Source organism: Nocardioides sp. BGA-UO-ETr-FS32, from assembly GCF_059567905.1.
The window spans coordinates 250,991-264,722 of sequence record NZ_JCAQOX010000014.1 but is presented as its reverse complement, the minus strand read 5'-3'; the positions used below and the strand labels follow the sequence as shown (position 1 = coordinate 264,722).

Below are 13,732 nucleotides of genomic sequence, written 5' to 3'. Positions count from 1 at the left end.
GGCGCGTCGCCGGACAGCGCGCTCAGTGGTCGCTCCCGACGACCTGCTCGACCGCGTGGCGCACGACCGGCTCGAGCACACCGAGCCCGTCCTTCACCCCGCCGCGCGAGCCGGGGAGGTTGACGACGAGGCAGTCGCCGACGAGGCCGGACAGGCCCCGCGAGAGCATCGCCGTCGGCACGCCCTTGGCGACGCCGGCGGCGCGGATGGCCTCGGCGATGCCGGGCACCTCGCGGTCGAGCAGCGCCGCGGTCGCCTCGGGGGTGCGGTCGGTCGGCGTCAGCCCCGTGCCGCCGGTGGTGAGGACCAGGCGCGCCCCGGCCGTCACCGCGGCGGCGATCGCCTCGCGGACCGGGTCGCCGTCGGGCACGACCGCGGGCTCGCCGCAGTCGAACCCCTGCCCGCGCAGCCAGTCGGCGATCAGCGGGCCGGTCTCGTCGGCGTACGTCCCCGCCGCGGCGCGGTTGGAGGCGACGACGACGGCCGCGGGGAGGCTCATCGCGCCCAGTCCCCCGAGCGGCCGCCGGTCTTGGTCTCGACCCGGATGTCGGTGATGACGGCCGCCTTGTCGACGGCCTTGACCATGTCGACGACGGTGAGCGCGGCCACCGAGACGGCGGTCAGCGCCTCCATCTCCACGCCGGTGCGGTCCGTCGTGCGGACGGTGGCGGTGATGTCGACGGACTCGTCGGTGACCTCGAGGTCGACCGTCACGCCCGAGATCGCGAGCGGGTGGCACAGCGGGACGAGGGCGGGCGTCTGCTTGGCCCCCATGATCCCCGCGATCCGGGCCACGGCGAGCGCGTCGCCCTTGGGCACGCCCTCGCCGCGCAGCAGCTCGACCACGGTCGGGCTCACGAGCACGCGACCGGAGGCAGACGCCGTACGGGTCGTGACGGGCTTGTCGCCCACGTCGACCATGCGCGCGGCGCCGGTGTCGTCGACATGGGTGAGCCGGGGGTCGCCGGCGTGGTCGTGCGAGGCCATCAGAACTCCTCGTCGAGCTTGCGGATCGCCACCATCTCGCCGGCGGCGATCGCGGTGGTCTCGGCCGGCACCTCGATGAGGCAGTTGGCGGTCGCGAGGTCGCCGATGAGGTGGGAGCCGTGGCCGCCGACCGGCGAGACGAAGGTGCCGCCGCGGTCGGTCTCGTAGAGCCCGCGCACCATCTGCACCTTGCCCTCGGGCGAGGACAGCCCGTGGGTCAGCCGCGCACGACCGGTCGGGCGTACGTAGGGCAGCTTGCCCATCATCCGGCGGATCGCGGGCAGCACGAACATCTCGAACGAGACGTAGGACGAGACCGGGTTGCCCGGCAGGGTGAAGACCGGGGTGTCGTCCTCGCCGATGGTGCCGAACCCCTGCGGCTTGCCCGGCTGCATCCCGACGCCGCCGAACCACATCGACCCGTGGTGCGACAACGACTCCTTGACGACGTCGAAGTCGCCCTCGCTCACTCCCCCGCTCGTGACGACGAGGTCGGCGCGGACGAGCTGGTCGCTCAGCGCCTCGGTGAAGGCGTGTGCCTCGTCGGGCACGATCCCGACGCGGTAGGCGATGGCGCCGGCGGCCCGGGCGGCCGCGGCGAGCAGGTAGGAGTTGCCGTCGTAGATCGAGTCGTGGCCGAGCGGTGTCCCGGGGTCGCGGAGCTCGGACCCGGTGGAGATCACCACCACCCGCGGCCGCGGGCGCGTGCGTACGGTCGCGCGGCCGACCGCGGCGAGCATGCCGAGGTGGCGCGGGCCGAGGACGGTGCCCTCCTCGAGCAGCATGTCGCCCTCGGCGATGTCGTCGCCGGTGGGCCGGATGTGCTGGCCGGGCTTCGCGGCCCGGTCGATGCGGACGCTGGCGACGCCCCGGTCGGTCCACTCGTAGGGGACGACCGTCGTCGCGCCGGCCGGCACGGGTGCACCGGTCATGATCTTGACCGCGGTGCCGGGTGAGAGCGCCAGGATCGACGACTGCCCGGCGCCGATCTCGCCGACGACCGGCAGGGTGACGGGGTCGTCCGCGGTGGCCCCGGCGACGTCCTCTGCGACCACGGCGTAGCCGTCCATCGCGGAGTTGTCGAAGCTCGGCAGCGAGATCGGCGCCACGACGTCCTCGGCCAGCGCGAGGCCGAGCGCCTCCATGAGGGGCTGGGGGAACGCTTGGAGCGGGGAGACCGTGGCGAGGATGCGCTCGACGTAGTCGGCGACCGGCAGGAGGTCAGCCATCGGTGTCCCGGGTCGAGTCCTGCTCACTCAGCACGGTGCCGCCCTCGATGCGCTGCGCCTGGGACGCCTGGAGCTTGACGTCACCCACCACGCGCACGCCGGGGCCGAAGGTCCAGTCGCCGTCGACGGTGAACGAGTCGGCCTCGCGCAGCGAGGGTGCCCCCTCGGGGAAGCGCTTGTCGAAGTCGCCGACCAGCTTGTAGAAGTCGCCGTCGAGGGACACGTAGGGCACGTCGTCGCCGGACTGGTCGAGCACGAAGTCCTTGCCGATGTCATAGACGTCGGAGCGCAGCACCAGCAGGTCGTCGGTGGTCTTGACCGGGACGAACCGGTCGCGGCCGACCTCGATCGTGCGTGCGCCCTCGAAGACCTCGATCGCGGCGCCCATCGCGGTCTCGATCTGGATGACCTCGGGCGTGCTGCTGTCGGCGGGGTCGAGGTGCTTGACGTTGCGGATGAGCGGCAGGCCGAGGATGCCGCCGCGTGCGTCGAGAGCATCGACCATGGCCTGGATGTCGAACCAGAGGTTGTTGGTGGAGGCATAGCGGTGGCGGTCGAGGTCGCTCAGCGCCTCCTTGTCCACGTCGAGGGTCTGCGCCGACTCGCGCAGCACGATGCGGCCGTCGGCCTTGCGGCGGGCGAAGTGCCCGCCCTTGCGGTCCGACGGCGTGCGTCGTACGGCCTCGATCGCGAACGGCGCCCCGCTCTGCGCGAACCAGCCGGCCACGCGCGCGTCGGGCACCGCGCCGAGGTTGTCGGAGTTGGAGACGAAGACGTAGCGGTAGCCCTCCGCCAGCAGCTGCGCGAGCAGGCCCGTGCCGCGCAGCGCGGTGTAGATGTCGCCGTGGCCGGGCGGGCACCACTCGAGGTCGGGGGACTTCGGGTACGCCGCGGGCATCAGGTCGGCGGCCAGGAGCTTGGGCTCCTTGTTCTGCAGGAACTCCAGCGGCAGTCCCTCGATCGGCAGGTCGTCATAGCGGGCGAGCGCCGCCATGGTGTCGGCCGAGGTGCGGAAGGAGTTCATGAACATCAGCGGCAGCGGAGCGTCGTACTGCTTGCGCAGGTGCAGCACCTGCCGGGCGATGATGTCGAGGAAGCTCAGCCCTCGGCGCACGCACAGCAGCGACTTCGCGCGGTCCATGCCCATCGAGGTGCCGAGACCGCCGTTGAGCTTGATGACCGCGGTCGCGCGGATCGCCTCGGCGGCCACGTCCTCGGCCACCTCGACGTCGGCGATCGACTCCATGTCGAGCGGCTCGATCGAGTCCTCGGCGATCATGCCGGTCTCGCCGTGCTCGAGGAGACGGTAGTAGTGCGCGAACGTGTCGATCGCGACCTCGTCCACCCCGGCCTGCCGCATCTTCTCGCGCGCGAGTGCGAGACCCTGGGGGTTGCCCTTGCTTGCCATGCTTCGATCGTAGGCTGCCGACGTGGGAGCAGGACACTCGCCAGCCAAGACGGCCCTCCGCGACCAGGTGCGCGCGGGGCGCAGACGCCGACCGCTCGGTGCCGCGGCGCAGTTCGCCGCCGACGTCGCAGGGGTCGCCCTGGGGTGGGCACCGGTCCGCGACGCCGCCACCGTCGCGGCGTACGTGTCGGTCGGCAGCGAGCCGGGCACCGGCCTGCTGCTCGACGCCCTCATCGCCGCGGGCAAGCGGGTGATCCTGCCGGTGGTGCTGCCCGACCTCGACCTCGACTGGGCGGTCTACGACGGCCCCGACGCCCTGGCGCCGGCGGCGCGCGGGCTCTACGAGCCGACCGGCCCGCGGCTGGGTCGCGACGCGATCCGCACCGCCGACGTGGTGCTCGTGCCCGGCCTCGGGGTCTCCCCCGCCGGCGAGCGCCTCGGGCAGGGCGGCGGCTGCTACGACCGGGTCCTGCCCCGGGTCCCGGCCGGCACGCCCGTCGCCGTGGTGCTCTTCGACGACGAGGTCGGCGTCGCCGTGCCCGCCGAGCCGCACGACGTACGGGTCGGGTTCGCGCTGACGGCGGGCGGGGTCATCCACCTCGGCCCTCTGGAGTCACCGGATATCCGGTGAATCCCTTGCTTATAGGTAGAGATCTGTACCTGTAAGCAGGCCGGTCACCGGATATCCGGTGACTCCCGGGACGGGTGGGACTCACTCCGCCGGCGTCAGCACCAACCGGTCCTCGGCGGCCTCCTCGACCGCGCCGCGCGACCAGGCCCAGGGCAGGGTCTCCCCGTCGACGAACAGCTCGGTCTGGTCGGAGTAGTGCGCGGACGCCGGGTGCCCCGAGACGCCGGTGAGGTTGATCCAGCGCGAGTCGTCCCAGTCGGCGACCGAGACCACCATCCGCATCGAGGGCGCCGCGGTCACCCCGTAGCCCTCGACGGCGTTCCACGAGGTCGCGTCGACGATCGACGAGCCGCCGCCGACCTCCCAGCCGGTGCGGTTGAACAGTCGCTCGACCGGCCCGATCCCGGACTCGCCGAGCGTCGCGTTGCGCAGGTCCATCCGGTGCAGCCGGCCCCACTCCCACAGCTTCGGGTCGCGGGACTGGCGCCGGGTCAGCTCGTCGCGCGCGTCGATGAGGGCCGCGCGGAGGATGTCGTCGCGGGTCTCGACCGCGTCGTCGGTGGTCGCGTCGTCCCACCAGGGCCCGGCGGGCTCGGTCAGCATCTCTCCGACCACGCGGAACCACCGGTCGCCTCCGTCGGGCCAGGTGCGCTGGCGCAGGTCGTCGTGGAACGTCTTCTGCAGCAGCGTGCGCCACACGGCGTTGAAGTAGGCCGCGGGGGCGCTGTCGGCGGGAGAGGTGAAGTCCCAGCCGCGGAGCAGGTTCTGCGCGTTGCGGTAGTAGGGCGACGGCAGCCGCTCGACGTCGAGGAGGTAGGGCACGAGGGTCTCGGCCATCGGGTTGACGGAGTCGAGCTGGAGCTCGGCCATCTCCTCGACGGACAGCTCGCCCTCGGCCTCGAGCACCTCGCGGATCCGGGTCGACCGGTAGCCGTAGTCCCAGTCCTCGGTCAGCAGGTAGGGGTAGTCCTCGCCGATCACGGCCTGGTTGGCGGTCGCGATGAACCCCTCGTCGGGGTCGAGGACGCTCGGCAGGCCGTCGAAGGGGACGTAGTCGCCGGTCCAGTCGTTGGCGCTGACCCAGCCCTCGACCGGCATCGTGCCGTCGTTGCCGGCCCGGCGGATCGGGATCCGGCCGGGCGACTGGTAGCCGATGTGGCCCGCGCGGTCGGCGTACACGAGGTTCTGCGCCGGCACGGAGAAGTCGGCCGCTGCCGCGCGGAACTCGTCCCAGTCCGAGGCGCGGTTGAGCGCGAGGATCGCGTCGGCCGTGGGGGCGGGGTCGAGGGCGGTCCACGCCAGCGCGACGGCGTACCCGCTGCCCCGCTCCCCCGGCTCGTCGGTCGGGGCGTTGGCGCCGACGGTGGCGAACGCAGGCGACACGTCGCTGATCAAGGGGCCGTGGACGGTCTCGCGCACCCGCAGCTCGACGTCGTCCTCGCCGCGCACCTCGATGGTCTCGGTGCGCACCTGCATCGGCTCGGTCTCGCCGTCGCGGACGTAGCGGTCGTCGCCCTCGGTCTGCTCGAGGAACAGGTCGGTGACGTCGGGGCCGAGGTTGGTCATCCCCCAGGCGATGTCGGCGTTGTGGCCGATGATCACGCCGGGCACACCGGAGAACGTGAAGCCCGACGTGTCGAGCGTGCAGTCGGCCGACACCTCGCGGCAGTGCAGCCCCATCTGCATCCAGATGCCCGGCTGGCTGATGCCCAGGTGGGGGTCGTTGGCGAGGATCGGCATCCCGGTCGCGCTGTGCTCGCCGTCGACGACCCACGAGTTGCTGCCGATGCCGCGGCCCTTGCCCACCAGCTCGGGCATCGCGTCGAGCCGGTCCTGCACCCGCTCGAGCGCGTCTACCACGCCTTGCGGGTACGCCGGGCGACGCGGGTTGCGGGTGCCGTTGCCGGTCGCGTTCTGCTCGAACACCCCGTCGACCACGCCGCCCCCGTCCACGATCGGCGGGTGCTCGTCGAAGGGGTAGGACGGCCAGAGCGCCGAGATCTCGTCCTCGGTGCGGTCGAGCGACAGCAGCACCCGGTCGACCTCGGCGTCCATGTTGCCGCGCAGGTCCCACGCCATCGCCTTCAGCCACGCGAGCGAGTCGACCGGCTGCCACTCCTCCGGCGTGTAGTCGAGGCCGGTGAGGCCGAGCACGCTGTACTCCGTCGCCAGCTCGGAGGGGCTGCGGTCGGCGAGGTAGGCATTGACCCCGTCGGCGTACGCCGCGAGCGCGTCGCGCGTGGCCGGCTCCAGAAGTGCCCACTCGCGCTCGGCCACGCGGCGCCATCCCATCGTGCGGATGAACCGGTCGGTCTCGAGGGTGTCGGGGCCGAAGATCTCCGAGAGCCGGCCGGCGGTCACGTGGCGCCGGAAGTCCATCTCGAAGAAGCGCTCCTGCGCGTGCACGAACCCCTGCGCGAACATCAGGTCGGCGTCGGTGTCGGCGTAGACCTGGGCGATGCCGTGCTCGTCGCGTACCACCTCGGCCGACGCGGACAGGCCCGGCACCTCGACCTCGCCGGCCGTCTGCGGCAGCGGGCGGCGTACGACCACCACGACCGCGGCCGCGAGGACGACGAGGACCAGCACGAGGCCCAGTGCCGTCCAGGCCGTCCACCGCACCGCCCGGGGTGCGCGCTTGAAGGTCTGCCACCGGGAGCCACGCGTGGGCTCGGCGGTGTCGGTCTCGGGGGTGGGTGCAGGCTCACTCATGTCCTCCCCCATTGTGCCGTACCATTGGCAGTCGAAGGGCCAGAGTGCCAGCGCGTCGCGCCGGCCCGGCCGATCTCCACCCGAACTGTGTGTCACCGTCGCTCCACCCGTCGCTGTCAAAGGACCCACATGCCGACCTACCAGTACGCCTGCACCGAGTGCGGCCACTCCTTCGAGCAGTTCCAGAGCTTCAGCGAGGACGCGCTGACCGTCTGCCCCGAGTGCGACGGCAAGCTGCGCAAGCTGTTCAACGCCGTCGGCGTGGTCTTCAAGGGCTCGGGGTTCTACCGCACCGACAGCCGCTCCGGCTCGTCGTCCTCGACCCCGGCCTCGACCCCCGCCTCGACGCCCGCGTCGACGTCCTCGTCGACGTCCTCCGGCGGGTCGTCGTCGGGCAGCTCGTCCAGCTCCTCCTCGTCTTCGTCGTCCTCCGACTGAACTTCCCTGTGGAGAGGCCGAGCGGGAGCCCGCCCGTCCGGCCTAGCGTCGACGCATGTTCCCGGGACTCCCGCCGGCCCGCCGCCGGCTCCGCGCCGTACGCCACCAGCTGCGGCGCCGCCGCCGACTGATCGCCGCGACGCTCACGGCGCTCGCGGTGCTGAGCGCGCTGCACACGCTCGCCCCGGCACCGCCCGCGACGGTCGAGGTGCTCGTCGCCGCACGTGACCTGCCGTCCGGGGCGGTGATCGGCGAGGACGACGTGGTCAGCCGCGCCTGGCCGGCCGACCTGGCCCCAGCCGCCGCAGCCGCCTCGCCCGCCGGGCGCGTGCTCGCCGCTCCGATCGCGCGGGGCGAGGTGGTGACCGACGTCCGTCTCGTCGGCCCCCGCCTCGCCCTGGCCGAGTCCGGCGACACGGTCGTGCCGGTGCGGCTGCCCGACGCCGGCATGGCCGCACTGCTGCGAGCCGGCGACGAGGTCGACCTGCTCGCGACCGACCCCGGCACCGGGTCGTCCACGGTCGTGGCGCGCGACGTCACCGTGCTCGCCACCCCGACCGGCGTGCCGGAGGGGCCGGCCGGCGGGACCGGCGGGGCGCTCGTGGTGGTCGGCGCGAGCGCCGGGGAGGCGGTGAGCATCGCCGGGGCGGCACTGACGCAGTTCCTCACCGTGTCGTGGAACCGCTAGCGTAAGGTGCGTTCACTCACCAGCGGCCTCCTCTCGGGGCCCCACACGAGGGAGAAACACCATGAGTGGCTTCAAGGCCTTCATCCTGAAGGGCAACCTGATCGAGATCGCCACCGGTCTGATCATGGCCCTGGCGTTCGCTGCCGTGACGACCACGTTCACCGAGTGGCTCACCGGGCTCCTCCCTGTGGGCGACGACTTCTTCAGCGATGAGACCGGCAGCTTCGGCGCCTTCCTCAACGCGCTGATCGCCTTCCTGATCATGGCGACGGTCGTCTACTTCTTCATCGTGCTGCCCTACACGAAGGCCAAGGATCGCTTCTTCCCCAGCGAGGAGGCCGGCACCCCCGCCGACGTGGCCGTCCTCGAGGAGATCCGCGACCTGCTCAAGGCCCGCAACGGCACCGTCTGACCCGCACCACGCGCGTACGCCCGACCGGTCCGTCGTCCCCAGCCCCTCACGTAGTCCGCTGCAAGAAGCCGCTCGAGCGACCCTCGTCCGCGGCTTTTTGCAGCGGACTATCGAGGGGTGCTGTGGGCGAGTGGGGGCGGTTCCCGGTCGCGCTCAGCCGTGGTGCGGCGGGACCTGGTCGCGGTACCAGTCGTCACCCTTGCCGGGGCGGTCCTCGCGCGCGTCGCTGTCGTCGCTGGTCTGCTCCGGTACGCCGTCGCCGAACACCTCGGCCAACCGGCGCCGCTGCTGCCAGTCCGCCTCCGCACCTTCGCCAGGTGTCGGAGAAGGAGGTCGCGGGGTGCTCATGGGCTGGTGCTCATGCGCAGACGCCCGGGACGGGCTCCGGCTCCGTGGTCGCGGGGGCCTCGGGCGTCGCGGTCTCGCTCGGCGAGGCGGTCTCCGACGGGCTCGCCGTCTCGGTGGGGGTCTCGGACGGGGTCTCCGACGGCGTCTCGGTCGCCTCGCCCGAGGGCGACGGCGTCTCGGTCGCCTCGGAGGAGGTCTTGGGCGGCGCGGCGGTGACGGCGTTCCCGGACAGCAGGCGCGCCGGGATCTCCTTGTCCTCGTTGATGAGCTTCCAGATCCGGGTCGCGTCCTCGGTCCAGAACACCCTCCCGCTGAACTCCGAGTCCGTGGAGTAGTACTCGGTCGGCAACGTCACGAACTGCACCTCGTCGAGGCCGATGCTCTGCAGCTGCATCGCGATCTTGCCGATCCGGGTCACCGAGTCGAGCTCGGTGTCGGTCGTGAGGGAGCTGGTGGCGGCGTCGAGGAAGTTGACGACCTTGTCGAGGCGGGTGAGGGTGCCCGCCGACTTCACCTTGCGCACGAGGGCGGCGATGAAGGTCTGCTGGCGTCGGATGCGGGAGATGTCGTTGCGCTGGGCCAGGTCGCCGACCGAGCGCGCCCGGACGTAGTCGAGGGCCTCGTCGCCGGTGAGCACCGACGGGTCGCCCGCCGGGACGAAGATCCCGTGCTCGCGGTCGACCAGGTCCTCGGGCACGCAGACCGGCACACCGCCGACGGCGTCGACCATCTCGCCGAAGCCGTTGAAGTCCACGACCACGAAGTGGTCGACGAAGACGTTGGTGGTGGCCTCGAGCTGCGCGACCGTGCAGACGGGCCCGCCCTCGGTGTAGGCGGCGTTCCACATCACGTCGGTCGCCGCCGCGGACTCGCCTTCGTTGCACTCGGGCCGGTCGACGATCGAGTCGCGCGGGATGGAGACGGCGTACGCCCGCTCGCGGTCGGCGGAGAGGTGCACGAGGATGGTGGTGTCGGATCCGCCGCCGCCGCCCTCGCCGTCGATCGCGTTGCCCTCGCCCTCGCGGGTGTCCGAGCCCATCACGAGGATGTTGAGCGGCTCGCCGTTGCCCTTGTAGACCTTCTCGGGGCGGTCCTCGCCGAGCTCGCCGAGCGAGATGCCCTCGATGTTGCCGTCGAGGTGGCGGACGAAGTAGACCGTGCCGAGCCCCGTGACGAGGGCGAGCACCACGGCGCTGATCAGGATGACCCGCCCGACGGTGTGCCGGCGGGCGGCCTTGCCCTTGCGCTTGGGCGCGCCCACAGCAGATTCCGGGCGCGACTCGTCGGACACGGGCTCACCTTCGACAGCGTGGATGAACTGACCGGGACGGAATCTACTTCACTTCGGCAAGTTTGCCGTTCTCCGCACCGCGCTCATCCGTCGCGCCGCGCCTCCAGCAGTCCGATGAACTCGTCGGCCATGTCGAGCTGCCGCACCAGGCGCTGACGACGCTCGGCCGCCTCCTGCGACACCGCTCCGAGGCGCTCCCGCGCGCCCCGACGGGCGGGCTCGTCGGCCGTCGCGTCGTCGAGCACCTCGAGGTCGCCCATGACGGACTTCATCTCGTCGAGGCTGAACCCGAGCGGCTTCATCCGGCGGATCACGAGGACCTTGTCGACGTCGGCCTCGGTGTAGAGCCGGAACCCGCCGTCGGTGCGCCCGGACGGCGTGAGGAGGCCGACCTCCTCCCAGTGCCGCAGGCTCCGCAGGGAGAGCTCCGTACGGGTGGCGACCTCGCCGATCTGCATGACGGGTTCGTCGCCCACGGGTCCGCTCCTTCGCGCCGATTTCAAACCTACCGTTACGTAAGGGTAGGTTGCCCCTCCGTGTCTGCTGTCGCCGAGCCTATGGCCACCCCCACCGAGGCCACCGTACGAGCCGCCCTGCGCTCGCCGCGGCTGCTGCGCACCGAGGTCCTTGCCGGCCTCGTCGTCGCGCTCGCGCTCATCCCCGAGGCGATCTCGTTCTCGATCATCGCCGGGGTCGACCCGCGCATCGGCCTCTTCGCCTCCTTCACGATGGCGGTCTCGATCGCCTTCCTCGGCGGCCGCCCGGCGATGATCTCTGCCGCGACCGGTGCGATCGCGCTCGTCATCGCGCCGGTGATGCGTGACTACGGTTACGAATACCTCATCGCCACCGTGCTGCTCGGCGGTCTCATCCAGATCGCCCTCGGCCTCGGCGGTTTCGGCAAGCTGATGCGCTTCATCCCCCGCTCGGTGATGGTCGGGTTCGTCAACGCCCTGGCCATCCTCATCTTCATGGCCCAGATCCCCTACATGGTCGACGTGCCGTGGCTGGTCTACCCGATGATCGCCGTGGGCCTGGCGATCATGGTCGTGCTGCCGCGCGTCACGACCGTCGTACCCGCGCCGCTCATCGCCATCGTCGCGCTCACCGGCTTCACTGTCCTGGCCTCGATCTCGGTGCCTGACGTCGGTGACGAGGGCGAGCTGCCCGACAGCCTGCCCGCGCTGTTCTTCCCCGACGTCCCGTGGACCATCGAGACGCTGCAGATCATCGGCCCCTTCGCGCTGGCGATGGCCCTCGTCGGGCTGCTCGAGTCGCTGCTGACGGCCAAGCTGGTCGACGACATCACCGACACGCATTCCAACAAGACTCGCGAGTCGTGGGGCCAGGGCGCCGCCAACGTCATCACCGGCTTCTTCGGCGGCATGGGGGGCTGCGCCATGATCGGCCAGACCCTCATCAACGTGAACGTCTCCCGCGCCCGCACCCGGATCTCGACATTCCTCGCCGGCGTCTTCCTGCTCATCCTGGTGGTCGGCCTCGGCGACGTCGTCGCGATCATCCCGATGGCTGCGCTGGTCGCCGTGATGATCCTCGTCTCGGTCGGCACCTTCGACTGGCACTCGGTCCAGCCGGCCACCCTGCGCCGGATGCCGAAGTCGGAGACCACCGTCATGGTCGCGACCGTGGCGGTCACCGTCGCCACGCACAACCTCGCCATCGGCGTCGTGGTCGGCGTCCTGGTCGCCATGACGCTCTTCGCCCGCCGCGTCGCCCACCTCACCGAGGTCCAGCGCGAGGTCGTCGAGGACCGCCAGGGCGTGCCCACCGCCGTCTACCGAGTCACCGGCCAGCTGTTCTTCGCCTCGAGCAACGACCTCTACACGCAGTTCGACTACGCCGACGACCCCGACGCCGTCGTCATCGACCTCACCGACTCCCACGTCTGGGACGCCTCGACCGTCGCCTCCCTGGACGCGATCACGACCAAGTACGCCCGCAAGGGCAAGACGGTGGAGATCGTCGGGCTCAACCCCTCGAGCGCCGAGCGCCACGAGCGGCTCTCCGGATCGCTGCCGTCCCACTGACCACCGCGTGGCGGGCGTCCTGATGGGCGGCGGCGTACGTCGTCGTGGCAGGATGCTGCCCGCTGCAGCACCTCGCGGTGACGCGGCAACGCCCCAGTAGCTCAGTGGATAGAGCAGCCGCCTCCTAAGCGAAAGGTCGCAAGTTCGACTCTTGCCTGGGGCACCAGCAGTCGGTCCGGTGACGCGGGCCGGGCCCTCGACGAGCAACACCATGCAGGCAGTTCGGAGCTCACGCCGGTCCGCTGAGCGTGACCAGCGTGCTCGGAGGCGCCAACTGCCTGCATGGTGTTCGAGTGCGAGCCTACGTTCGTCGCCTCAGAGGGTCTCGAACCTCATCCCGGCCGCCTGCAGCCGCGCGAGCAGGGCGTCGCCCATCGCCTGGGCGGGCGTGACCTGGCCGGCGGTCTCCGGGTTGTCGTCGAGCGCGATGCACAGCGCGGCCTCGGAGAGCATCTTGGCGGTCTCGGTGTAGCCCGGGTCGCCGCCCGAGACGCGCGTACGGACGGTGCTGCCCTTGGCCTCGCCGACGAAGTCGACGGTGAACCACGACTTCTCCCGCTTGGCCGGGTCGGGGCCCGAGCCCTGCGGCACCCTGGAGAGCAGGAGGTCGCGCAGCGGCTTGACCTGCGAGGCGACCGTCAGCGCACCCATGCCGACGGCGCCACCGGCGGCGTAGCGCAGCGTCTTGGTGCCGGCCCAGTGGGAGTAGCGGAACTTCGGGCCGTACGCCTCCAGCGCGGCGCCGCTGCGGGCGACCACGATCCCGTCGATGGTCGGCAGCGGCAGCAGCCAGAAGCCGAGCACGGGGTCGCGGTGCGGCTTCCCACTGACGGAGCGTGACGAGCGCCCCTCGGGCCGCACCTCCGCGCGGCGGCGGGCGGCGTACGTCTTCTTCATCTCGCGCGCCCGGGAGAACTGGTTGAGCGCGGAGTGGAACGTGCCGCCGGAGAACGTGCCGCCGGAGCGGACGACGCCGCGCAGGGTGATCGGCTGGTCGGACGGCAGCTGCCGGACGGTGAAGTACGCGCCGAGGTCGTGCGGGATCGAGTCGAAGCCGCACGCGTGCACGAGCCGGGCGCCCGTGCGCAGCGCGGTCTGGTGGTGCTCGAGGAACATCCGGTCGACGAACTCCGGCTCGCCGGTGAGGTCGAGGTAGTCGGTGCCGGCCTCGGCGCACGCGGCGACGAGCGGGCCGCCGTGCTCGAGGTAGGGGCCGATCGTGGTGGCGACCACCCGCGTACGGCGGGCGACGTCGGACAGCGCGGCGGCGTCGGACGAGTCGGCCACCAGCACCTCGACGTCCGCGGCCCCCTGGTCGGCGAGGCGGCGGCGTACGGCCTCGAGCTTGTCGGGGTTGCGACCGGCGATCGCCCACCGCAGCCCGGCCGGCGCGTGGGCGGCGAGGTAGTCGGCGGTGAGGCCGCCCGTGAAGCCCGTGGCGCCGAAGAGCACGAGGTCGAGGTCGCGGTCGGGGTGGGGGTCGCTCATCGCGCCATCGTGCCACGCGGAACCGAGACCCCGACCGCCCCGTCCCACCGCC

General features: G+C 71.8%; 14 protein-coding genes and 1 tRNA gene. 6 read left to right on the top strand and 9 right to left on the bottom strand.

Translation table 11 applies throughout. The features are described 5' to 3' along the window. Window positions 1-22: 22 nt before the first annotated feature. Genes AC57BS_RS11125 through AC57BS_RS11110 form a run of 4 tightly spaced genes read right to left on the bottom strand, consistent with a single transcriptional unit; the run spans window position 23 to window position 3,624 of the window. Window positions 23-499 (bottom strand): MogA/MoaB family molybdenum cofactor biosynthesis protein, encoded by a 477-nt coding sequence (locus AC57BS_RS11125; protein WP_496411506.1) that lies wholly within the window; start codon window positions 497-499, stop codon window positions 23-25. Beyond that, window positions 496-987 carry a cyclic pyranopterin monophosphate synthase MoaC gene (gene moaC, locus AC57BS_RS11120; RefSeq protein WP_496411505.1) on the bottom strand — a complete coding sequence of 164 codons (492 nt, stop codon included), beginning with the start codon at window positions 985-987 and terminating at the stop codon, window positions 496-498. Before moaC ends, AC57BS_RS11125 begins: the two co-directional genes overlap by 4 nt. Next, the gene (glp, locus tag AC57BS_RS11115; protein WP_496411504.1) at window positions 987-2,216 is read right to left on the bottom strand and encodes a molybdotransferase-like divisome protein Glp; all 1,230 of its coding nucleotides are present in this window, start codon (window positions 2,214-2,216) and stop codon (window positions 987-989) included. Before glp ends, moaC begins: the two co-directional genes overlap by 1 nt. After that, window positions 2,209-3,624: a UTP--glucose-1-phosphate uridylyltransferase gene (locus tag AC57BS_RS11110; protein WP_496411503.1), complete on the bottom strand. Its 1,416-nt coding sequence runs from the start codon at window positions 3,622-3,624 to the stop codon at window positions 2,209-2,211. The genes glp and AC57BS_RS11110 overlap by 8 nt, the downstream gene beginning before the upstream one ends. A gap of 22 nt (window positions 3,625-3,646) precedes the next feature. Between AC57BS_RS11110 and AC57BS_RS11105 the strand changes: the two genes are divergently transcribed. Continuing rightward, window positions 3,647-4,255: a 5-formyltetrahydrofolate cyclo-ligase gene (locus tag AC57BS_RS11105; protein ID WP_496411502.1), complete on the top strand. Its 609-nt coding sequence runs from the start codon at window positions 3,647-3,649 to the stop codon at window positions 4,253-4,255. Between the two features lie 81 nt (window positions 4,256-4,336). Here AC57BS_RS11105 and AC57BS_RS11100 read toward each other — a convergent pair whose 3' ends face one another. Next, entirely contained in the window at window positions 4,337-6,967 is a 2,631-nt protein-coding gene (locus AC57BS_RS11100; RefSeq protein ID WP_496411501.1) for a penicillin acylase family protein, read from the bottom strand. Window positions 6,968-7,096: 129 nt separating this feature from the next. Here AC57BS_RS11100 and AC57BS_RS11095 point away from each other — a divergent pair, with 129 nt between their 5' ends. From AC57BS_RS11095 to AC57BS_RS11085, 3 genes are all read left to right on the top strand, one after another. Continuing rightward, the gene (locus AC57BS_RS11095; protein WP_496411500.1) at window positions 7,097-7,405 is read left to right on the top strand and encodes an FmdB family zinc ribbon protein; all 309 of its coding nucleotides are present in this window, start codon (window positions 7,097-7,099) and stop codon (window positions 7,403-7,405) included. A gap of 55 nt (window positions 7,406-7,460) precedes the next feature. Next, entirely contained in the window at window positions 7,461-8,093 is a 633-nt protein-coding gene (locus AC57BS_RS11090; protein WP_496411499.1) for an SAF domain-containing protein, read from the top strand. 61 nt (window positions 8,094-8,154) lie between these two features. After that, window positions 8,155-8,505: an MscL family protein gene (locus AC57BS_RS11085; RefSeq protein WP_496411498.1), complete on the top strand. Its 351-nt coding sequence runs from the start codon at window positions 8,155-8,157 to the stop codon at window positions 8,503-8,505. Window positions 8,506-8,658: 153 nt separating this feature from the next. Here the strand turns inward: AC57BS_RS11085 and AC57BS_RS11080 are convergent, their stop codons facing one another. The 3 genes from AC57BS_RS11080 to AC57BS_RS11070 all read right to left on the bottom strand — a co-directional run bounded on the left by AC57BS_RS11080 (window position 8,659) and on the right by AC57BS_RS11070 (window position 10,620). Then, window positions 8,659-8,853, bottom strand: coding sequence for a hypothetical protein (locus tag AC57BS_RS11080; protein WP_496411497.1), 195 nt, complete (start codon window positions 8,851-8,853; stop codon window positions 8,659-8,661). A gap of 10 nt (window positions 8,854-8,863) precedes the next feature. Next, window positions 8,864-10,144: an LCP family protein gene (locus AC57BS_RS11075; RefSeq protein ID WP_496411496.1), complete on the bottom strand. Its 1,281-nt coding sequence runs from the start codon at window positions 10,142-10,144 to the stop codon at window positions 8,864-8,866. Between the two features lie 83 nt (window positions 10,145-10,227). Further along, a complete protein-coding gene (locus AC57BS_RS11070) occupies window positions 10,228-10,620 on the bottom strand; it encodes a MerR family transcriptional regulator (protein WP_496411495.1) in 393 nt (130 codons plus the stop codon). Between the two features lie 60 nt (window positions 10,621-10,680). Here AC57BS_RS11070 and AC57BS_RS11065 point away from each other — a divergent pair, with 60 nt between their 5' ends. Together AC57BS_RS11065 and AC57BS_RS11060 are read left to right on the top strand one after the other, a co-directional pair. Further along, window positions 10,681-12,192, top strand: coding sequence for a SulP family inorganic anion transporter (locus AC57BS_RS11065; RefSeq protein ID WP_496411494.1), 1,512 nt, complete (start codon window positions 10,681-10,683; stop codon window positions 12,190-12,192). 90 nt (window positions 12,193-12,282) lie between these two features. Then, window positions 12,283-12,358 (top strand) — tRNA-Arg (locus tag AC57BS_RS11060). Between the two features lie 149 nt (window positions 12,359-12,507). Here the strand turns inward: AC57BS_RS11060 and AC57BS_RS11055 are convergent. Next, window positions 12,508-13,680, bottom strand: coding sequence for a saccharopine dehydrogenase family protein (locus tag AC57BS_RS11055; RefSeq protein WP_496411493.1), 1,173 nt, complete (start codon window positions 13,678-13,680; stop codon window positions 12,508-12,510). Between the last annotated feature and the right edge of the window lie 52 nt (window positions 13,681-13,732).